We start from the raw sequence: 19,662 nt of genomic DNA, 5'->3' as shown, positions 1-19,662 counted from the left end.
AGTTAAACCGCAATCGGGCAGGAACGCCACATGACCGATATCAGCGCCCCGAAATCCAAAAGATATTCCCTGCGGCTTCCCGACCCTTGGTCGGTGGGGGCGCTTCTGATTGCCGCGTTCGTGCTGGCTCCGATTGTGTCGGTGCTGTGGATCGCGCTGAACCCGACCGAGAATATCTGGCCCCATCTGATCGCCACAACGCTGCCGCGCTATTTCGGCACCACGCTGGTGATGATGTTTTCTGTCGGGGCCGTTGCGGCGGCGACGGGGACGGGGGCCGCTTGGCTGGTCGTGCGCTATAGTTTTCCGGGGGTGAGGGTGCTGGAGTGGCTGCTTCTGTTGCCCCTTGCGATCCCGGCCTATATCGGGGCCTACGCGCTGGTCGATTTTCTGGAATATGCGGGGCCGGTGCAGACGGCGCTGCGCGGTATGTTCGGCTGGCAGACATCCCGTGATTACTGGTTCCCCGAAATCCGCAGCCAGTGGGCCGCTGTCGTGGTGATGTCCGCCTCTATGTACCCCTATGTCTATCTGCTGGCCCGCGCGGGGTTCCGCGAGCAGTCGGGCTGCGGTCACGAAGTGGCGCAGTCCTTGGGGGCAGGCGGGCTGTCGCGGTTCTTGCGGATCGGTTTGCCTTTGGCCCGTCCGGCGATTGCGGCGGGCACGGCCATCGTGATGATGGAAACAGTTAACGATTTCGGGACGATGGACTATTTCGCGGTTCAGACCCTGACAACCGGCATCTTTACCACATGGCTCGAGAGTAACAACGCCGGCGGCGCGGCGCAGATCGCCTGTGTGGTCCTGTCGCTAGTCATCTTTCTGGTCGCTCTGGAAAAGGCCAGCCGCAAGAAGGTCCGGTTCTACGCCCTGTCGCGGCGCCATCGCCCGATCCAGCGGCTGCCTTTGCACGGGGTGCCCGGTTGGCTCGCTACGGCTGCTTGTACGGTGCCGTTCATGGTGGGCTTTGTCCTGCCCGCGGCAGTGATTGGTGATCACGCCATTGAAAATATCGACGGGTTCTGGGCCTCTGGCCTGCTGAAAGCGTTCTGGAACACCCTGACCGTGGGCGGTATTGCGGCGGTTCTGACGGTTCTGGCGGCGCTGTTCATGGTTTATGGTGTGCGCCTGTCGGGCCGCAAACTGCCCGCGATGATCGCACCCGTCACCACCATCGGCTATGCTGCGCCCGGAGCGGTCCTTGGAGTTGGCATCCTGATCCCGCTGGCCCAAGTGGACCACCTGCTGGCCGACCTTGTCGAGGCCTTTACCGGCGGCCGCGCTGGCCTGATCCTGACCGGCTCTGCCTTTGCGCTGGTCGTGGCCTATTCGGTGCGTTTCTTTGCAATTGCCCAAGGCGCCACGGACGCCGCGATGGGCCGTGTCGCCCCCAGCTTGCCTATGGCGGCGCGCTCTCTGGGCAGGACCAAGTTCCGCGTGCTGGCCGAGGTCTACATGCCCCTGATGCGTGGCTCGATCGGCTCGGCGTTGTTGCTGGTTTTTGTGGACTGCGTCAAGGAACTGCCCGCAACGCTGCTGCTGCGCCCCTTCAACTACAGCACCCTAGCGACCCGCGTGTATGACGAGGCGAGCCTGGAAAACCTCGGTGATGCGGCCCCTGCGGCTGTTCTGGTCAGTCTGGTTGGCCTGATCGCGGTGGGCATGCTGGCACGCGCAAACCGGTAATGCCGTCCCGTAGGGGCGGTAAAACGGGGTCGGAAATCTGGGAAAAGTGTGGTGCCCCCGGAGGGACTCGAACCCCCGACCCCCTGATTACAAATCAGACGCTCTACCAGCTGAGCTACAAGGGCACACTGGGACCGTGTAATTCGCACACAAATCCTCTGCAAGCCGAATTTTCGCCGTCTGCGCGAAAAATTCGGGTAGGGGCTCGCGAAAAGATCGCTTCCAACCCTCTGGGAATGCAAGGGAAACCGATCCAGCGCAAACCTGCCATCAACGATCATATTCACAATTCGCTCGACCAACGGGGGCAGGGTGATAGGCTTGGCAGCAAAAGGGGCGCGTTCGAGCCGGCCCCGCCACAGACAGGACCAGACATGACCGCCGACTACGTTTTCGATCCCGCGCCGCAGCCGAGTTTGCCCGTTGCAGGCGATCAGCGCCGCTTTCCCGTGCGCCGGATTTACTGTGTGGGCCGCAACTATGCCGAACACGCGCGCGAGATGGGCCACGATCCGGATCGGGAGCCGCCGTTCTTTTTCTCGAAACCCGCGGGGGCGATTGTGCCGGGCGGGGTCACGGTGCCCTATCCGCCCCAGACCGAGGACCTGCATTACGAGGGCGAGTTGGTGGTCGCGCTTAAATCCGGTGGCCGCGATCTGACGCCAGAGCAGGCGATGGAGGCCGTGTTCGGCTTTGCTGTCGGGAACGACCTGACCCGCCGCGACATGCAGGCCGAGGCGAAATCCCTGCGCCGTCCTTGGGACCTGTCCAAGGGGTTTGACGGGTCCGCCGTGATTGGGGAATTGCACCGGATCGAGGATGCAGGCGATTGCGGCACCGGCCGCATCGCCAGTTACGTCAACGGCGCTCTGCGCCAAGAGGCCGACCTGTCCCAAATGATCTGGTCGGTGCCAGAGGTGATCTGTGCACTCTCGGCCTCGGTCACTCTGGCGGCGGGCGATCTGATCATGACGGGCACGCCAGCGGGGGTTGGCAGCCTGAAACGCGGGGATCGCGTGATGGTGGAAATCGACGGTTTGGGGCGCATCCAGACGATGATCGGCTGACGCACCAGCGCGCCAACCTGCCGCGATAGTGTTGCAACACGGTGATCGGGTGTGCTTTAGCTAGCTGTTATTAAGTGATCAGGAAGACCGGTATGTCCGCAGACCCCAAAACCCAGAAGCGTCTGGACGATGTGGCCCGGGCCGCGTGGCTATATTACATCGCGGGCAAGACCCAGGACGAAGTGGCCACCGAGCTGGGGGTGTCGCGCCAATCGGCGCAGCGTCTGGTCAGTCAGGCCATGGCCTCGGGGATGGTGAAGGTGCGGATCGATCATCCGATTTCCCAATGCCTCGATCTGGCCTCGGCTCTGAAGGACCGCTTTGCGCTCGAGTTCTGCGAGGTCGTTCCCTATGTGTCCGACCCTGCAGCGACGTCGATTGCGACGGCCTTTGCCACCGGAGACGTGCTGGAAACATGGCTGAACCGGACCGAACCGTTGGTCATCGGGCTGGGGACGGGGCGAACATTACGCGCAGCGGTCGAGCATTTGCCCAAGGTGGATTGCCGCCAGCACAAGATCGTCTCCTTGACCGGGAACATCGCGCCGGACGGCTCGACGGCCTATTACAACGTGCTGTTCACCATGACGGAAAAGGTGACGGCAGCAACTTATCCTTTGCCCACGCCGGTTATCGCGAACACGGTCGAGGAAAAGGAAATGCTGCTGGGTCAGAAGACCATCGCCAGCACGCGGGAACTGGCGCGGCAGGCGGATGTGAAGTTCGTGGGCATCGGCTCGATCTCGGAAAACGCCCCGCTGAAAATCGACGGCTTTGTGCCCGCAGAAACGATTGCTGCACTGCAAAAACAAGGGGCTGTGGGCGAAATCCTGGGCTGGACCTTTGATGCGGACGGGCATCTTCTGGCAGGGCTGACCAATGATCGCGTGTGCTCGGCGCCGCTGGAATCAGGGCTGACCATCGGGGCGGCGAGCGGCGTGTCCAAGCTGCCCGCGATTCTGGCTGCAATCAAAGGTGGTCTGGTGAACGGCCTCGTCACCGACGAGGTAACAGCGACAGAAATGTTGCGCAGATAGCGCTAACGAAAGGCTAAGAATTTCAAGGCGGTTGTCGTTTTCTTCGACAATCGCCTTTTTCTTTTGTTGACTTCCCTATCGCGATGTTGTGAGTATTTGCCCACTAAAGGGGCTTTTGCCCGATTTGGGAGGAACACTATGAAACGCACTTACGGCGCTCTTCTTGGCGCTTGCGCAACCATCGCTTTTGCATCGGTTGCAGCCGCTGAAACCATCACCATCGCGACTGTGAACAACGGCGACATGATCCGTATGCAGGGTCTGACCGAAGACTTCACCGCCAAGACCGGTCACGACGTTGAGTGGGTCACTCTGGAAGAGAACGTCCTGCGCCAGCGCGTCACCACCGACATCTCGACCAAGGGCGGTGCTTTCGACATTATGACCATCGGCATGTACGAAACCCCGATCTGGGGTAAGAACGGCTGGCTGGTTCCGCTGAACGATCTGTCGGCAGAGTACGACGCAGCAGACATCCTGCCCGCCATGTCGGGTGGTCTGAGCTACGACGGCACCCTCTATGCTGCACCGTTCTACGGTGAATCGTCGATGATCATGTACCGCAAGGACCTGATGGAAAAAGCGGGCCTCGAAATGCCCGAGGCACCCACCTGGACCTTCATCCGCGAAGCAGCGGCAGCCATGACCGATCGCGCCAACGACGTGAACGGCATCTGTCTGCGCGGCAAAGCCGGCTGGGGTGAGGGCGGCGCGTTCATCACCGCGATGTCCAACTCGTTCGGTGCACGCTGGTTTGACATGGACTGGAATGCCCAGTTCGACACCAAACCCTGGAAGGACACTCTGGAATTCTTCGTCGGCATGATGAACGAATCCGGCCCCGCAGGCTACGCGACCAACGGTTTCAACGAAAACCTCTCGCTGTTCCAGCAGGGCAAGTGCGGCATGTGGATCGACGCGACTGTTGCGGCATCCTTCGTGACCAACCCCAACGACTCGACCGTGGCTGACAAAGTCGGCTTCGCTCTGGCACCCGATAACGGTCTGGGCAAGCGTTCGAACTGGCTATGGGCATGGGCACTGGCGATCCCCGCAGGTTCGCAGAAAGAAGCAGCAGCCAAGCAGTTCATCGAATGGGCAACCTCGAAGGACTACATCGAGCTGGTCGCTTCGAAAGAAGGTTGGGCAAACGTTCCCCCGGGCGCACGCACCTCGCTGTACGAAAACCCGAACTACATGGAAGTTCCGTTCGCCAAGATGACTCTGGACTCGATCCTGACTGCTGACCCGAACAACTCGACCGTCGAAGAAAGCCCCTATGTTGGCGTTCAGTTCGCGGCGATCCCCGAGTTCGCAGGCATCGCGACCGAAGTGTCGCAGGAGTTCTCGGCTGTTTACGCTGGTCAGCAGACCATCGACGAAGCGCTGGCCAAGGCACAGGCCCTGACCAACGACGCAATGGAAGCAGCTGGCTACAAATAAGCCTTGCTTTGAATGACGGGGGCGGCTCTCGTGGCCGCCCCCTGACTTTACAAATACCTTACAAGTTAACGTTCATGCGCATCGGCTTCTTGCCGTGAACAGAGGAGGTGTGGCCAATGGCTACCCAACATTCCAGATCAGCGGCGCGCCTCATGTTGGCGCCGGCGGTGATCCTGCTTCTGGGGTGGATGCTTGTCCCCCTGATCATGACACTCTATTTCTCGTTCAAGAATTATCTGCCCCTGCGTGGCGGCGATCTGGGATGGGCCGGTTTCGAGAACTACACCCGTTTCGTGACCTCCAGCTCCTTTTGGCCCTCGGTTGCAACCACGCTGATCATTGTCGGCGGCGTTCTGTTCATTACCGTTATTCTGGGTATCTTCCTTGCGATCCTGCTGAACCAGCCGATGTGGGGGCAGGGGATCGTCCGTATTCTGGTGATCGCACCGTTCTTTGTGATGCCGACCGTCTCTGCGCTGGTCTGGAAGAACATGTTCATGGACCCCAACTACGGCCTGCTGGCCTATTTGTGGGAGTTCTTTGGCGCGACCCCGGTCGAATGGCTCAGCAAAGCGTCTATGCCGTCGATCATCACCATCGTGTCGTGGCAGTGGCTGCCCTTTGCGACCCTGATCCTGCTGACCGCGATCCAGTCGCTGGACAGCGAGCAGCTGGAAGCGGCTGAAATGGACGGGGCCTCGGCCACCAAGCGGTTCGCCTATATCACTCTGCCGCATCTGGGCCGCGCGATCACCGTTGTGATCCTGATCCAGACCATCTTCCTGCTGTCGATCTTCGCGGAAATCTTCGTGACCACCGGCGGCGCGTTCGGCACCAAGACCCTCAGCTATCTGATCTTCCAGCGCGTGCTGGAAAGCCAGAACGTAGGCCTCGGCTCTGCGGGCGGTGTCTATGCAATCATTCTGGCCAATATCGTTGCCGTCTTCCTGATGCGCATCGTCGGCAAGAACCTGGACGCGTGAGGAGGCACCCATGGCACGCGCTGTTACACCCCAACGCAAGATCATCAACACTGCCGCCGCTTGGGCGGTGGGACTGGCGATCTTCTTCCCGATCCTCTGGACCATCCTCACCAGCTTCAAGACCGAAGCACAGGCGATCGCCGATCCGCCCATTTTCCTGGGCTTCGACTGGACGCTCGAGAACTACAAGGTGGTGATGGAGCGGTCGGACTATGCTAAGTACCTGTGGAACTCGATCATCATCGCGGGGGGCTCGACCCTTCTGGGTGTGATCATCGCGGTCCCTGCGGCATGGTCGATGGCTTTCGTCCCCTCGCGCCGGACCAAGGACATCCTGATGTGGATGCTGTCCACCAAGATGCTGCCCGCGGTTGGCGTTCTGTACCCGATCTACTTGCTGTTCATTAAGCTGGGTATTCTGGACAGCCAGATCGGTCTGGTCATTGTTCTGATGCTGATCAACCTGCCGATCATCGTCTGGATGCTCTACACCTACTTCAAGGAAATCCCCGGCGAGATCCTGGAGGCAGCCCGCATGGACGGCGCGACGCTGAAGGAAGAGGTGATCTACATCCTGACCCCGATGGCAGTGCCCGGTATCGCTTCGACCATCCTGCTGAACGTCATTCTGGCATGGAACGAAGCCTTCTGGACCCTGAACCTGACTGCCGCCAAAGCGGCGCCTCTGACCGCGTTCATCGCCAGCTATTCCAGCCCCGAGGGTCTGTTCTATGCGAAACTCAGCGCGGCCTCGACCATGGCGATTGCGCCGATCCTCATCCTTGGCTGGTTCAGCCAGAAGCAGCTGGTCAGCGGCCTGACCTTTGGCGCGGTGAAATAAGGAATTACGAATATGGGACGTATTACTCTCGATAAAGTCACCAAGAGCTTTGGCGACACCAATGTCATCCCGCCGCTGGATCTGACCATCAATGACGGCGAGTTCGTGGTCTTCGTTGGCCCCTCGGGCTGCGGTAAATCCACCCTGCTGCGCCTGATCGCCGGTTTGGAAGACGTCAGCAGCGGCCAGATCCGTATCGACGGCGAAGACGCGACGAACCTCGCTCCGGCCAAGCGCAAACTGGCGATGGTGTTCCAGAGCTATGCTCTTTACCCCCACATGTCGGTCCGCAAGAACATCGCATTCCCCATGAAAATGGCGGGCGTCGATGAGGCCGAGCAGAAGAAGCGCATCGAAGCGGCTGCCAAGGCGCTGAACCTGACCGACTATCTGGATCGCCGTCCGGGTCAGCTGTCGGGCGGCCAGCGTCAGCGTGTGGCCATCGGCCGTGCGATTGTCCGTGAACCCAGCGCGTTCCTGTTCGACGAACCCCTGTCGAACCTTGACGCTGCGCTGCGTGTGAACATGCGTCTGGAGATCAGCGAGCTGCACAACCAGCTTAAGACCACCATGATCTATGTGACCCACGATCAGGTCGAAGCGATGACCATGGCGGACAAGATCGTTGTTCTGCGCGCCGGTCACATCGAACAGGTCGGCAGCCCGCTGGAGCTGTACCGCGAGCCCCGCAACAAGTTCGTGGCAGGCTTCATCGGCTCGCCCAAGATGAACTTCATCGAAGGCTCTGTTGCCGCGCAGCACGGCGCCCACACCATCGGCATCCGCCCCGAGCATATCACTGCCTCGGAAACCGCGGGTCTGTGGCAGGGCGTTGTGGGAGTGGCAGAGCACCTTGGCTCGGACACCTTCTTGCACGTTCACAACACCGGCCTGACCGACACCATCACCGTCCGCGTGAATGGCGAATTCGGTCTGCGTCACGGCGATACCGTCTATCTGAACCCCGAAATGGACAAACTGCACAAGTTTGACGCACAAGGACTGCGCATCGCATGACACGTCTCGCAGGCAAAACCGCAATCATCACAGGCTCTGCGCGCGGCATCGGTCGCGCGTTCGCCGAACGCTATGTCGCCGAAGGCGCGCGTGTTGTGATTGCGGACATCAATCTGGAAGCAGCCCAGAAAACCGCCGCCGAAATCGGCGAGGGCGCGATCGCTCTGCCCATCGATGTGACCAGTCAGGACAGCATCGACATGTGCGTCAACGAGGCGGTCAAGCAGCTTGGCGGGATCGACATCCTGATCAACAACGCCGCGATCTTTACCGCAGCCCCCATCGACGAGATTGAGCGCCGCGACTACGACAAGGTCTTCGCGATCAACGTGGCTGGCACCCTGTTTACCATGCAGGCGGTCGCCCGTCACATGATCGAACGCGGGCAGGGCGGCAAGATCATCAACATGGCCTCGCAGGCCGGTCGCCGCGGTGAATCGCTGGTGGCGGTGTATTGCGCCAGCAAGGCGGCGGTGATCAGCCTGACCCAGTCCGCGGGTCTGAACCTGATCCAGCACGGCATCAACGTGAACGCGATCGCCCCTGGTGTGGTGGACGGCGAGCATTGGGATGGCGTCGACGCCTTCTTTGCGAAATATGAAAACAAGGCCTCCGGTCAAAAGAAGAAAGAGGTCGGCGAAGCTGTCCCCTTTGGCCGGATGGGCACCGCGCAGGATTTGACCGGAATGGCGGTCTTTCTGGCAAGTGATGATGCCGAATACGTTGTGGCGCAGACCTACAACGTGGACGGCGGCAACTGGATGAGCTGAGGCCCCGATATGGCTACCCCCCTCTCACTGACTACTCTGGACCAACTGGCCGAGACCATCGGCAAACCGTCCTATGCCCGCTCTGACCTGAGCGCCGGTATCCTGCATTTCGGCGTCGGGAATTTCCACCGCGCCCATCAGGCGACCTATCTGCACCAGCTGTTCAATCAGGGCAAAGGCCATGATTGGGCAATCGTCGGCGCAGGCGTCATGGAAGGCGACAAGCGCGCCCGCGACGTGCTGGCGGCCCAAGACTGGCTGACCACTCTGGTCGAACAAGAGGCCAACCACAGCGGCGCGCAGATCATCGGCTCGATGATCGACTATGTGGAGCCCGCGAATGCGGCCGCGATCATCGCCAAACTGGCCGATCCCGCGATCCGCATCGTGTCGACCACCATCACCGAGGGCGGCTATTTCCTGGATGCGACGGATACCTTTGATCCGACCCATCCGGCGATTGCCCATGACGGCGCGAACCCCGATGCCCCCAAAACCGTGTTCGGCATGATCGTCGCTGGCCTCAAGGCCCGCCGCGACGCTGGCCACGCGCCCTTTACCATCATGTGCTGTGACAACATTCCCCATAACGGGAACGTCACCCGCAATGCCGTAGTTGGCACCGCGAAACTTTCCGACCCCGCCTTTGCCGAGTGGATCGTCGCCAATGTGGCGTTCCCGAACTCGATGGTGGACCGCATCACCCCCGCAACCTCGGACCGCGAGCGTCAGATCGCGGCCGACGAATACGGCGTGCAGGACGGCTGGCCCGTCTTCTGCGAGGGGTTCATCCAGTGGGTCATGGAAGACAACTTCCCCCTGGGCCGTCCGGAGCTCGAGGCTGTTGGCGTTGAATTCGTTGAGGATGTAGCTCCCTTCGAGCTGATGAAGCTCCGCATCCTGAACGGAGGCCACGCAGCCATCGCGTATCCGGGCGGCCTGCTTGATATCCACTTCGTGCACGAGGCGATGGAGCATCCGCTCATCAACGCCTTTCTCGCGAAGCTGACCACCGAAGAGTTCCTGCCGGGCGTGCCGCCGGTGCCGAACACCGACACCCGCGACTATCAGAAACTGATCGACCGCCGGTTCTCGAACCCCAAGATCGGTGACACCATCCGCCGCCTGTGTCTGGACGGCTCGAACCGCCAGCCGAAGTTCATCGTGCCCCAGATCCGCGACGCTATCGCGCGCGGCGGCAAGATCACCGGTCTGGCGCTGGAAAGTGCTCTGTGGTGCCGCTACTGCTATGGCACCAGCGAAAGCGGCGCCGTGATCGAGCCCAACGATCCCAGCTGGGACGCTCTGGTCGAGATCTCCAAAGCAGCCAAAGAAGACCCCAAGGCATGGCTGACCGGTCTGCCCGCCGTCTACGGTGAAATCGCTGAAAACGAGAATTTCGTTGCGGCATTCAGCGCAGCCCTCAGCGCCCTTTGGGCCGAGGGCACCGCAGCGGTACTGACCAAATACCTCGCGGACCAGCCCCTGTGACAGAGGCGGCTGGAACCGACCTCGTGATCTTTGATTGCGATGGCGTGCTGGTGGATAGCGAGCCGATCTCGCTGTCCGTCATGCGCGAGGTTCTGGCCGACGAAGGCTGCCCCATGACCGAGGCAGAAGGCTATGAACAACTGCTCGGGCGGTCAATTTCGACGATCGCCCGGACATTGCGGCAGGACCGCGGTTTGGTGCTGGGGGAATGCCACCTCGAGGTGATGCGCCAGCGCCTTTATGCCCGCTTTGCTGCCGAGTTGCGCCCCATCACCGATGTGGCGCAGGCGATTGACGATTTGGGGGTGCCGGTCTGTGTGGCGTCCTCCAGCCAGCCCGACAGGATCAAGCTCTCGCTCGAGCTGACGGGGCTATACGATAAATTCGCTCCCAATATCTTTTCCGCGTCGATGGTCCAGAACGGCAAACCCGCGCCGGATTTGTTCCTGTTCGCGGCAGCGCAGATGGGGGTCGATCCCGCCAACTGCACCGTGATCGAGGACAGCCCCGCCGGTATTCTGGCCGCCAAGCGCGCGGGCATGAAAGTTGTCGCCTTTGTCGGTGGGGGACATGCAGGTCCGGCGAACCTGTACCAGCAGGCTATTGCGCTGGAACCGAATGGAGTGGTTGAAACTATGTCCGAGTTGGTTGCAACATTACGCACCATTCGCTGAAAGCAGGGCCGTTTAGGATGACTCGATATGTGTGTGCCGTCGATGTCGGCACGGCTAGCGCCCGTGCGGCGCTATTCGATCGCAGCGGCACCTTGCTGGCCAAGGCGGTGCATCCCATTGCGCTATACCAGATGGAGGGCGCGCGGGCCGAACATGCGTCAGAGAATATCTGGGAAGCCGTTGGGATTTGCGTCCGTCAGGTGGTGACTGGCGTTAACGCTACTGATGTGGTGGCCATCGGGTTCGACGCGACCTGTTCGTTGGTCCTGCGCGACCGCACTGGAGCGCCCCTGCGGTTGGGGCCGGACGGGCGCGACACCATCCTGTGGTTCGATCACCGCGCCGCCCCGCAGGCCGAGGTCTGCAATGCCACCGGCCATCCGGTTCTGGAAGTGCAGGGCGGGTCGTTTTCCCCCGAGAAGCAGGTGCCCAAGCTGCTCTGGCTGAAAACCCGCCGCCCTGAACTGTGGGACCAGCTTGGCGCGGCCTATGATCTGGCCGATTTCCTGACCTTCCGCGCCAGCGGCTCTAACGCCCGTTCGGCCAATACCATCACCGCGAAGTGGAGCTACGTTCCCTCGCGCGGGGGATGGCAGCACGATTTCCTTGAGGAAATAGGTTTGGGCGATCTGGTGGCCCAAGCGAACCTACCCGCCGATGTCACGCCCCTTGGGCAGGCCGTTGGCACCCTGACACCGGACGCCGCAGAGCACCTTGGCCTGACCACGGGCTGCAAAGTCACCGCGGGCATGGTCGATGCCTTTGCGGGCGCTTTGGGGGCGGTGGGCCACTGTCCGGGCACCGATCTGGCCGATGGCACCGATCTGGCGCTGATCGCGGGCACCTCTAGCTGCGTGATGTCCGTGAACCGCCAGGCCTGGAGCACTCGCGGTGTCTGGGGCCCTTATCCCGATGCGATCCTGCCGGGCTATTCCGTCAGCGAAGGGGGCCAGTCCGCCACCGGCGCGTTACTGGATTTCATCCTGCGCAACTTTGGCCCCGACAAGACCGAAGCCCCCGAAGCCCACCAGCGCGTTGAAATGCGCTTGCGCCAGATGCTGGACGCCGAAGGGCCCGCCTTGGCCGATACGATCCACATTCTGCCCGATGTGAACGGCAACCGCTCGCCCTTTGCCGATCCGCAGATGCGTGGGGTGATTTCGGGGCTGACCATGGACCAGAGCTTTGACTCGGTCTGTAAACTCTATTGGCGGGCGGCGGTGTCGCTGGCTTTGGGGCTGCGGCAGATCATCGAACACATGCGCGCAGGCGGCCCTGCGATCCGCGTCCTGCATGTGACCGGCGGCCATGTGCGCAGCGAGCTTCTGATGCAGCTTTATGCCGACGTCACCCGCTGCCGGGTCGAGATTGCGGCCGATGGCGATGCGGTGCTGCTGGGGACGGCGGCTTTGGCCGCGGTCACGGGCGGGTTGCACGACGATCTGATCAGTGCCGCGACCCACATGCGGCAGGACGGGCGGGTTTATCTGCCCAACGAACAGGCCAGCCGGGCCTATGACGGCGACTATGCGATCTTTGTCCGGATGCAGCAGCAGCGCGACGAATTGAACGCCATGCGGAACGCAACAAGGAACTAAGCCATGTATCTCGGGATCGATTTGGGAACCTCGGGCGTCAAAGCCCTGTTGATGGATGATGCGCAGCGCGTGATCGCCAGTGCCACCGCGGCGCTGACCGTGCAGCAGCCCCATGCCATGTGGTCCGAACAGAACCCCGCCGACTGGATCGCCGCAACCGATGCTGCCCTGACCGAGTTGAAGGACCGCGCGGGCGTTGCCCTGTCTGCCGTGCGCGGGATTGGCCTGTCGGGCCAGATGCATGGCGCAACCCTGCTGGACAGCGCGGATCAGGTGCTGCGCCCGTGCATCCTGTGGAATGACGTCCGCAGCCACGCCGAGGCCGCCGAACTGGACGCCGATCCGCAATTCCGCGCCATTTCTGGCAATATTGTCTTCCCCGGCTTTACCGCGCCCAAACTGCGCTGGGTTGAGCGAAACGAGCCCGATATCCACGCTCAAACTGCAAAGGTGCTGCTGCCCAAAGACTACCTCCGCCTCTGGCTGACTGGTGAACATGTGTCCGAAATGTCCGACGCCGCTGGCACCAGCTGGCTCGACGTGGCGGGGCGCTGCTGGTCCGATGATCTGCTGGCCGCCAGCAGAATGCGCCGCGACCAGATGCCAGCACTGGTCGAAGGGTCCGCGCCCTCGGGCGGGCTGCGGGCGGAACTGGCGCAGCGGTGGGGCATGCAGCCGGGCACCGTGGTGGCAGGCGGGGCAGGCGACAACGCGGCCTCTGCGGTGGGGCTGGGGACGGTCAAGGGCGGCGAAGGCTTTGTGTCGCTGGGAACCTCTGGCGTCGTGTTCGCCGCGACCGACAGCTACCTGCCGAAACCCGAAAGCGCGGTTCATGCGTTCTGCCATGCGCTGCCCGATACGTGGCACCAGATGGGAGTGATCCTGTCGGCGGCCTCGGCGCTTGGGTGGTTCGCAGGGATCACGGGGCGTTCGGCGGGGGATCTGTCCGCGGCCATCGGCACGCAGGTGATGGCGCCGACCGACGTGACCTTCTTGCCCTACCTGTCAGGCGAGCGGACCCCCCATAACGATGCGCGCCTTCAGGGCAGCTTTACTGGCCTAGGCCACGCGACCGATACCGCTGCCATGACCCGCGCGGTGCTGGAGGGCGTGACCTTTGCCCTGCGTGAAAACCTGATTGCCCTCCAAAGCGCCGGTGGCCATGTTGACGCGTTGCTGGCCGTGGGCGGCGGAGCGCGCTCTGACTATTGGCTGCAACTGATTGCGACGGTTCTGGGGGTTCCGGTGCAGATTGCGGCGGATGGGGACTATGGCGCAGCCTTTGGCGCGGCGCGTTTGGGGATGCTGGCCGTGAACAAGGCCGACCCCGCCGATATCTGCACCCGTCCGGCCATCGAGCGGGAATTTGCCCCCCAAACCGACCAGTCCGATGCCTTTGACGCGGCCTTCGCGCGGTATCAGGCGCTGCGGCCTGCTATCAAATCGGTAGGGAAGTGATTCGGAAATACACCCCATACTTGTGGACGTAACCCGTTCCTCTTCCGGAAGAGCGCCCCAGCGGGCGCTCTTTCTGCGTGAGAATGTGATAAATCTTTAAGTTGATGTTAACTAATTTCAGCAATTTATGATTGTATAAATACACTGTTTTCATATCCGGTCGTTCAAATTCTCTCGGTCTTGCGCTATATCCGTAAGGGTGGAAGGTATCTCCTTTCGGGATATCTGTGGTGACGGATGGTGACATTGGAACAGTTTTCGAGTGAGCAGACACGGGCAGTGGTTTCCAACTCGGCTTGGCGCGTCTTTTTGCAGGACGCGGCGTGGCTCGGCCTTTCGTCCGAGACCCGGTGTTCGGTGCTGGGTGACGTGTCGGAACCCCTGTACGAAAGCTGGATGAAGTCCGCGGACGTGTTCTTTACCCGCGACCAGCTGGACCGCATCGTTCTGGTCCACGCCATCCGCGAACGTCTGGAAAAACTGTTTGGCTGCGCCAATGCCTCAGCCGAATGGTTGGTGGCTGCACATCCCAAGAAAGACGCTGTGTTCGGCGGCCGCACCCCGCTGGAGCATGTGGTCCAAGAGGGCATGATCGGCCTCTATCACATCCTGACCCGTCTGGAAAAAATGATGGACGACATCACCACCGCGCTGGCAAACTGGGACGAGGAAGACGACAGCGACGAGCTGCACTGGACCCGCGAAAAGGACAGCGCCGCGCGTCCCCGTCTGCTGCACTGACACCTTTGCCCTAGGCGCGGGGACTGCCCCGCGCTAGGCTAGGGCGAAACAGGATTTGTCAGGCACACCATGCGGTTACTCTGCGTCAGCACCCAACGGAACGAGGGGCCCTACCTGCTGGAATGGGTCGCCCATCTGCGGGCCTGTGGTGTAACCGACCTCTTGATCTATTCTAACGATTGCGATGATGGCAGTGACGATCTGCTGGACCTGCTGGATGGCGCGGGCATTCTGACCCATGTGCGCCACCAAGTGCCCGAGGGCGAAAGCATCCAGTGGACGGCGCTAAAGGCCGCGTGGAAGCACCCCCTGCGCAAAGAGGCCGATTGGGCCATCGTCTGCGATGTGGACGAATTTCCGGTGATCAAAGTCGGAACGGGCCAGTTTGCGGATCTGATCAACTCGGTTCTAGGGGGCTTTGATGCGATGGTGCTGCCGTGGCGTCTGTTCGGGGCCAACCGTGTGGCGCGGTTGCATGATGCCCCAGTGACAGGGCAATTCCGGATGGCGCAGCGGCCCGATGCCATGTGGCCCGTGGCGGCGACGTTCTTTAAGACGCTGTTCCGGCTGGACGGTCCCTTTAACCAGTTCGGCGTCCACCGGCCCCGCCAGAAACCCGAAGCCAAGGCGGGCCTGCCGCGCATCGTGGATGGCTCGGGGCGCCCTTTGCCCGAGGGGTTCGTGCGCAACACCAAGCGACTGTCTTTGTTCGGCCTGCCCACGGGGCGCAATCTGGCCGAGATGAACCACTATTCCCTGCGCTCGGCCGAGGGGTTCGTGATCAAACGCGACAGGGGCCTGCCGAACCGCACGGACAAAGCCATTGATCTGGCCTATTGGACCGAGCGGAATTTTAACGAAGTCCCTGAACCGGCCATTGATCAGATCGCTGATCGTGTGGCCGCAGAGCGTGCGAAGTTGGAGGCGATCGCGGGCATCCCAGAGGCGCACCAGCGCGCCTTGGCATGGCATCGTCAGCGGTTTGCTGATCTGGTCACGACCGAAGCGGGGCACAAGTTGTACAGCCAACTCCTGCTGGCGCAGGGCAGCACGACCCCCGATGCAGACACCGCCCGGCAGCTGGTTCAGTGGTTCCAGACCGCCTATAAACGCGGGCTAGAGGACGCGGAATAGCCCCGATCAGGCAAGCATTCCTTACACCAAGCCTTTGATTTTCCGATGACCTTTGCGCGGATGCAGACGGCGTTCGGATGATTTCCGCGGGCTCTCCGGCCCCGGCCTGCACCCTAGGGCTGAACCGTCGGCATTTTTCCGACCTTCTGGGGTGAAAAAGCCGTGACATGGGGTTGTCTGGCAACTTCAAGAGGTTGCGCGAAGCCACCGGCTGACAGAACATGAGCCCAACTCAAAGATTCTGAAGGCCGGATGATGAAACCTAAGTTGCGGGCGATCTGGGATGCGGGGGTTGCTGCCGCCGATCCCGCAGGAGCGGTAAAGCGGGCGCTGCCCGGTTTGGACCTTGGCGAGCCCGAGCGTCTGACGGTGATCGCCGTGGGCAAGGCCGCGCCGCGGATGCTGGCCCCTGTGCTGGAAACCGTGACGCCCGCGCAATCGCTGATCGTGACCCACCGCGAGAACGTGTTCGACGATTTGGGTGTGCCGGTGATGCGCGCGGGCCATCCCGTGCCCGACCGCGAAGGCGAGGCAGCCGCGAACAAAATCCTCGAGATTGCCGAGGTGCTGGAGGCGGGCGATCACCTGTTGATCCTGATCTCTGGCGGGGCGTCGGCCATGCTCCCTGCGCCCGCCAAGGGGCTGACTCTGGACGATAAAATATCGGTCACCAAGGCGCTTCTGGCCAGCGGTGCGCCGATTGAGGTTATGAACCTGGTGCGTCAACAACTGAGCCGGATCAAGGGTGGCGGGCTGGCCATTGCCGCCGCGCCTGCGCGCGTGACGGCCTTGGTTCTGTGCGATGTGATCGGGGATGACCTGCGGGCTGTGGCCTCTGGCCCGACGCTGGCGCCCTTGGGCACGCCCGAGGATGCGGTGCAGGCTCTGCGCGGATATTTCTGCTATGGCAAGGTGCCCCAAGAGGTCCGCAACCACCTGCGCGAGGCCCCGAAAACCCGGGATGTTCCCAAGACCGACACCCGCATTATCGGTTCGAACCAAGTGTCGGTCGAGGTGATGAAGGAGCAGGCCCCAGAGGCCAAAATCCTGACCCCGCCCTTGACCGGCGATGTGCAGGAGGCGGTGGACCGGCTGGCCAAGCTGCCCTCGGGGCTTTGGCTGATTGGCGGGGAATGCACGGTGCAGGTGCGCGGCAAAGGTATGGGCGGCCGCAATCAGGAGCTGGCCTTGCGTCTGGCGATCCGCGCCGAAGAAGAGGGCTGGCCCGCGGGCTGGACCTATATTCAGGGCGGTACTGACGGGCGCGACGGGCCGACCGATGCAGCAGGGGCGGTGGTCAATGGTCAGACCCTGAAAAAGATGCGCGCGGCAGGGGTGGACCCCGCCGCGGCGCTGAAGAACAACGATAGCTATCACGCGCTGAAAGCGGCCGGCGATTTGCTGATGACAGGTGCCACCGGAACAAATGTCGCCGACCTTGGCGTGCTCTACCGCCCTTAGTCGTGGTGGTAGGCACGCTCGCCGTGAACGGCCAAATCGAGACCTTCGTGCTCGATTTCGGCCGACACGCGCAGCGGTGCAAAGATCGAGACGACCTTGACCAGAACAAAGGTCACAACCAGCGTGTAGACGCCGACGATGGCCAGTGCGCCAAGCTGCGCGGCAAAGGTACCAGCCCCGAAGACCGCGATCATGATGGTGCCAAAGATACCGCCCACACCGTGAACCGCGAACACGTCCAGAGTGTCGTCGATTTTCAGCTTGTTGCGGAACAGGTTCACGGCTTCCTGACACAGAACACCAGCGATCAGGCCGATGATCAGCGCGGGGATCGGACCGACAAAGCCCGACGCAGGGGTGATCGAGGCCAGACCCGCAATGGTGCCGGTCACAGCGCCAACCAGCGAGGCGCGGCCGAACTTGATGCGTTCCCACATGGCCCAGGTCAGGGTCGCCGCAGCGGCCGAGATATGGGTCACTGTCAGCGCCATCGCTGCGCCACCATCGGCTGCCAGCTGCGAGCCACCGTTAAAGCCGAACCAACCGACCCACAGCATACCGGCGCCAGCGGCAACCATACCGGGGTTGTGCGGGGGCTTGGTGTTCTCGCGGCGGTGACCCAGCATGACTGCGATCAGCAGCGCGGCCAGACCTGCGGTCTCGTGCACGACGATACCACCGGCAAAGTCTTTGGTGCCGGTTTCGCCGAAAATGCCACCGTCTGCCATCATGCCGCCGCCCCAGATCCAGTGGGTCACGGGTGCGTACACCAGCAGCATCCACAGAGCCGAGAAGATCAGCACAAAGCCAAAGCCGATACGCTCGACATAGGCGCCGACGATCAGCGCGGGGGTGATGATCGCAAAGGTCATCTGGAAGGCAAAGAACAGAACCTCGGGCAGGGTGCCCGACAGGCTGTCTGCGGTGACGCCGTTCAGGAACGCCTTGCCAAGGCCACCCCAGAATCCGTTGCCGTCGCCAAAGGCGATCGAGTAGCCACCGGCGAGCCAAAGGATGCTCATCAGTGCGGCGATCATAAAGACGTGCATAAATACTGAAAGCACGTTCCGCGCCCGGACAAGACCGCCATAGAACATGGCGAGACCGGGCAGGGACATGAACAGTACAAGAGCGGTCGCCACGAGGATCCAGGCGGTATCTGCTCCATTCATAACTCATTCCTCCTGCGTTTTTGGTTGCGGGAGGCATACGTACAAAGAACGCGGAAGAAAGCTGCAATCGTTAAGTGGATCGCATAAATCATGGTCATTTTGCAAAATGCACAAAAATAGTGCGCCATATCTGGCTGGAGGTCTAAAAATTCATCACAACAGAATTTTCAAAAAGACGTGCAATTCAGCAATCCAGACTTTCGGTGATCAAGAATTGAGCGCCTCATCAACCTGCTTCGTCGGGGATTTCCCCTAAAAATTGCAGATTCTCGGTTTGATGGCGCCTTAGTCGAACGGGGTGAAACTGCCGTATGTCCCTTGGGTGAAGAGCAGCGGCGTGCCTTCGTTGGCGTGGGCCCGCAGAACGCGGCCAACGGCAATCGCGTGATCGCCGGCCTCGTGCAGGGCGTGAGCCTCGCATTCAAAACGGGCCAAGGTTTCGGTCAGCACCGGCACGCCCCATTCGTTCTGCTCCCACGCGCAGTGGTCAAAGGAGAACCCGTCCTTGGCAAAGGCAAGCCCCAGATCCTTTTGCCCTTGGGCCAGAACCTGAATGGCGTAGTGGCGCGCGCTGGCAAACGCCTTGAACCGATGAGAACTGTGCGCCGGGCACCAGAGGACCAAGGGCGGCTCCAGCGACACGGCGCTAAAGCTGTTGGCGGTGATCCCCATGGGGCCACGGTCGGTCATGCAGGTGACGACAGTCACGCCCGTCCCGAAGCATCCCAGAACATTGCGGAACTCCCGCTGGCGATCCGGTGTGGGGACAAATCCGTCGAGGGCGGTCACATGCGTCATCAGGCTACCTTTCGGACGTTCGCGGCTGAGAACAGGTCAAACCATGTTTCGCGTCCGAGGTCCACTTTTCGGGGCTGGGAAAGTCTCTGCATCAAAGCCTCGTGACCGTTTGGTGATTCTTGTTTCCGGCTGTCTCTTACATGTATTGCGGCAGGATCAGAGTGCCAGTCTTTGGCGCAAATTTTGGTGAAAAATGCAGGGACGCGAGGGAGTTGGGTGGAGGCACAATAATGCAATGCATGGCGTGTTGTGGCGCAAATATGCGGGGGTGCGGCGGTGCGGCAAAAATTG

The 19,662-nt window shown here is 61.5% G+C and carries 17 protein-coding genes and 1 tRNA gene; 15 read left to right on the top strand and 3 right to left on the bottom strand.

All coding sequences use genetic code 11. From position 1 onward, the window contains the following. Positions 1-30: 30 nt before the first annotated feature. The gene (locus HJ536_RS07355) at positions 31-1,686 is read left to right on the top strand and encodes an ABC transporter permease (RefSeq protein ID WP_177157206.1); all 1,656 of its coding nucleotides are present in this window, start codon (positions 31-33) and stop codon (positions 1,684-1,686) included. 49 nt (positions 1,687-1,735) lie between these two features. On the opposite strand, the gene HJ536_RS07350 is transcribed toward HJ536_RS07355, so the two are convergent. After that, a tRNA-Thr gene (locus tag HJ536_RS07350) sits at positions 1,736-1,811 on the bottom strand. 249 nt (positions 1,812-2,060) lie between these two features. Here HJ536_RS07350 and HJ536_RS07345 point away from each other — a divergent pair. The 14 genes from HJ536_RS07345 (at position 2,061) to HJ536_RS07280 (ending at position 17,401) form a co-directional block, all read left to right on the top strand. Beyond that, positions 2,061-2,753, top strand: a complete 693-nt coding sequence (locus HJ536_RS07345) for a fumarylacetoacetate hydrolase family protein (protein ID WP_177157205.1) — start codon at positions 2,061-2,063, stop codon at positions 2,751-2,753. 92 nt (positions 2,754-2,845) lie between these two features. Beyond that, complete coding sequence (locus HJ536_RS07340; protein WP_177157204.1) at positions 2,846-3,790, top strand: sugar-binding transcriptional regulator; 945 nt, start codon at positions 2,846-2,848, stop codon at positions 3,788-3,790. Between the two features lie 138 nt (positions 3,791-3,928). Beyond that, positions 3,929-5,233: an ABC transporter substrate-binding protein gene (locus HJ536_RS07335; RefSeq protein WP_176855230.1), complete on the top strand. Its 1,305-nt coding sequence runs from the start codon at positions 3,929-3,931 to the stop codon at positions 5,231-5,233. 116 nt (positions 5,234-5,349) lie between these two features. Continuing rightward, positions 5,350-6,216, top strand: coding sequence for a carbohydrate ABC transporter permease (locus tag HJ536_RS07330; RefSeq protein WP_176855229.1), 867 nt, complete (start codon positions 5,350-5,352; stop codon positions 6,214-6,216). Between the two features lie 10 nt (positions 6,217-6,226). Beyond that, positions 6,227-7,057, top strand: coding sequence for a carbohydrate ABC transporter permease (locus HJ536_RS07325; RefSeq protein ID WP_176855228.1), 831 nt, complete (start codon positions 6,227-6,229; stop codon positions 7,055-7,057). A 12-nt stretch (positions 7,058-7,069) separates the two neighbouring features. Further along, positions 7,070-8,074 (top strand): ABC transporter ATP-binding protein, encoded by a 1,005-nt coding sequence (locus HJ536_RS07320; RefSeq protein ID WP_177157203.1) that lies wholly within the window; start codon positions 7,070-7,072, stop codon positions 8,072-8,074. After that, on the top strand, positions 8,071-8,844 hold the full coding sequence (locus HJ536_RS07315) for an L-iditol 2-dehydrogenase (RefSeq protein WP_177157202.1): 774 nt from the start codon (positions 8,071-8,073) through the stop codon (positions 8,842-8,844). The genes HJ536_RS07320 and HJ536_RS07315 overlap by 4 nt, the downstream gene beginning before the upstream one ends. A 9-nt stretch (positions 8,845-8,853) precedes the next feature. Next, positions 8,854-10,335: a mannitol dehydrogenase family protein gene (locus tag HJ536_RS07310; protein ID WP_177157201.1), complete on the top strand. Its 1,482-nt coding sequence runs from the start codon at positions 8,854-8,856 to the stop codon at positions 10,333-10,335. Then, positions 10,332-11,009, top strand: a complete 678-nt coding sequence (locus HJ536_RS07305) for an HAD family hydrolase (RefSeq protein WP_338082414.1) — start codon at positions 10,332-10,334, stop codon at positions 11,007-11,009. Before HJ536_RS07310 ends, HJ536_RS07305 begins: the two co-directional genes overlap by 4 nt. 17 nt (positions 11,010-11,026) lie before the next feature. Next, positions 11,027-12,607 (top strand): FGGY-family carbohydrate kinase, encoded by a 1,581-nt coding sequence (locus HJ536_RS07300; protein ID WP_177157200.1) that lies wholly within the window; start codon positions 11,027-11,029, stop codon positions 12,605-12,607. Positions 12,608-12,610: 3 nt separating this feature from the next. Beyond that, positions 12,611-14,065: a xylulokinase gene (xylB, locus tag HJ536_RS07295; RefSeq protein ID WP_177157199.1), complete on the top strand. Its 1,455-nt coding sequence runs from the start codon at positions 12,611-12,613 to the stop codon at positions 14,063-14,065. A 246-nt stretch (positions 14,066-14,311) separates the two neighbouring features. Next, the gene (locus tag HJ536_RS07290; protein ID WP_176855222.1) at positions 14,312-14,806 is read left to right on the top strand and encodes a hypothetical protein; all 495 of its coding nucleotides are present in this window, start codon (positions 14,312-14,314) and stop codon (positions 14,804-14,806) included. A 69-nt stretch (positions 14,807-14,875) separates the two neighbouring features. Then, positions 14,876-15,940 (top strand): glycosyltransferase family 2 protein, encoded by a 1,065-nt coding sequence (locus HJ536_RS07285; protein ID WP_177157198.1) that lies wholly within the window; start codon positions 14,876-14,878, stop codon positions 15,938-15,940. A gap of 252 nt (positions 15,941-16,192) precedes the next feature. Continuing rightward, on the top strand, positions 16,193-17,401 hold the full coding sequence (locus HJ536_RS07280) for a glycerate kinase type-2 family protein (protein WP_177157197.1): 1,209 nt from the start codon (positions 16,193-16,195) through the stop codon (positions 17,399-17,401). On the opposite strand, the gene HJ536_RS07275 is transcribed toward HJ536_RS07280, so the two are convergent. Next, positions 17,398-18,573 carry an ammonium transporter gene (locus HJ536_RS07275; RefSeq protein WP_176855219.1) on the bottom strand — a complete coding sequence of 392 codons (1,176 nt, stop codon included), beginning with the start codon at positions 18,571-18,573 and terminating at the stop codon, positions 17,398-17,400. The two genes, HJ536_RS07280 and HJ536_RS07275, sit on opposite strands and share 4 nt — an antisense overlap. Positions 18,574-18,858: 285 nt before the next feature. Beyond that, positions 18,859-19,371, bottom strand: coding sequence for a flavin reductase family protein (locus HJ536_RS07270; RefSeq protein WP_177157196.1), 513 nt, complete (start codon positions 19,369-19,371; stop codon positions 18,859-18,861). Positions 19,372-19,662 lie beyond the last annotated feature (291 nt).

This window comes from Donghicola mangrovi, from assembly GCF_013377535.1.
GTDB classification, from domain to species: Bacteria; Pseudomonadota; Alphaproteobacteria; order Rhodobacterales; family Rhodobacteraceae; genus Donghicola; species Donghicola mangrovi.
This window is presented reverse-complemented; position numbering and strand designations above follow the sequence as displayed.

Coding starts and splice junctions, on each gene's coding strand:
- HJ536_RS07275 (WP_176855219.1), bottom strand. CDS start 18,573: ATGAATGGAGCAGATACCGCCTGGATCCTCGTGGCGACCGCTCTTGTA.
- xylB (WP_177157199.1), top strand. CDS start 12,611: ATGTATCTCGGGATCGATTTGGGAACCTCGGGCGTCAAAGCCCTGTTG.
- HJ536_RS07285 (WP_177157198.1), top strand. CDS start 14,876: ATGCGGTTACTCTGCGTCAGCACCCAACGGAACGAGGGGCCCTACCTG.
- HJ536_RS07335 (WP_176855230.1), top strand. CDS start 3,929: ATGAAACGCACTTACGGCGCTCTTCTTGGCGCTTGCGCAACCATCGCT.
- HJ536_RS07315 (WP_177157202.1), top strand. CDS start 8,071: ATGACACGTCTCGCAGGCAAAACCGCAATCATCACAGGCTCTGCGCGC.
- HJ536_RS07355 (WP_177157206.1), top strand. CDS start 31: ATGACCGATATCAGCGCCCCGAAATCCAAAAGATATTCCCTGCGGCTT.
- HJ536_RS07280 (WP_177157197.1), top strand. CDS start 16,193: ATGATGAAACCTAAGTTGCGGGCGATCTGGGATGCGGGGGTTGCTGCC.
- HJ536_RS07325 (WP_176855228.1), top strand. CDS start 6,227: ATGGCACGCGCTGTTACACCCCAACGCAAGATCATCAACACTGCCGCC.
- HJ536_RS07310 (WP_177157201.1), top strand. CDS start 8,854: ATGGCTACCCCCCTCTCACTGACTACTCTGGACCAACTGGCCGAGACC.
- HJ536_RS07340 (WP_177157204.1), top strand. CDS start 2,846: ATGTCCGCAGACCCCAAAACCCAGAAGCGTCTGGACGATGTGGCCCGG.
- HJ536_RS07320 (WP_177157203.1), top strand. CDS start 7,070: ATGGGACGTATTACTCTCGATAAAGTCACCAAGAGCTTTGGCGACACC.
- HJ536_RS07270 (WP_177157196.1), bottom strand. CDS start 19,371: ATGACGCATGTGACCGCCCTCGACGGATTTGTCCCCACACCGGATCGC.
- HJ536_RS07300 (WP_177157200.1), top strand. CDS start 11,027: ATGACTCGATATGTGTGTGCCGTCGATGTCGGCACGGCTAGCGCCCGT.
- HJ536_RS07345 (WP_177157205.1), top strand. CDS start 2,061: ATGACCGCCGACTACGTTTTCGATCCCGCGCCGCAGCCGAGTTTGCCC.
- HJ536_RS07330 (WP_176855229.1), top strand. CDS start 5,350: ATGGCTACCCAACATTCCAGATCAGCGGCGCGCCTCATGTTGGCGCCG.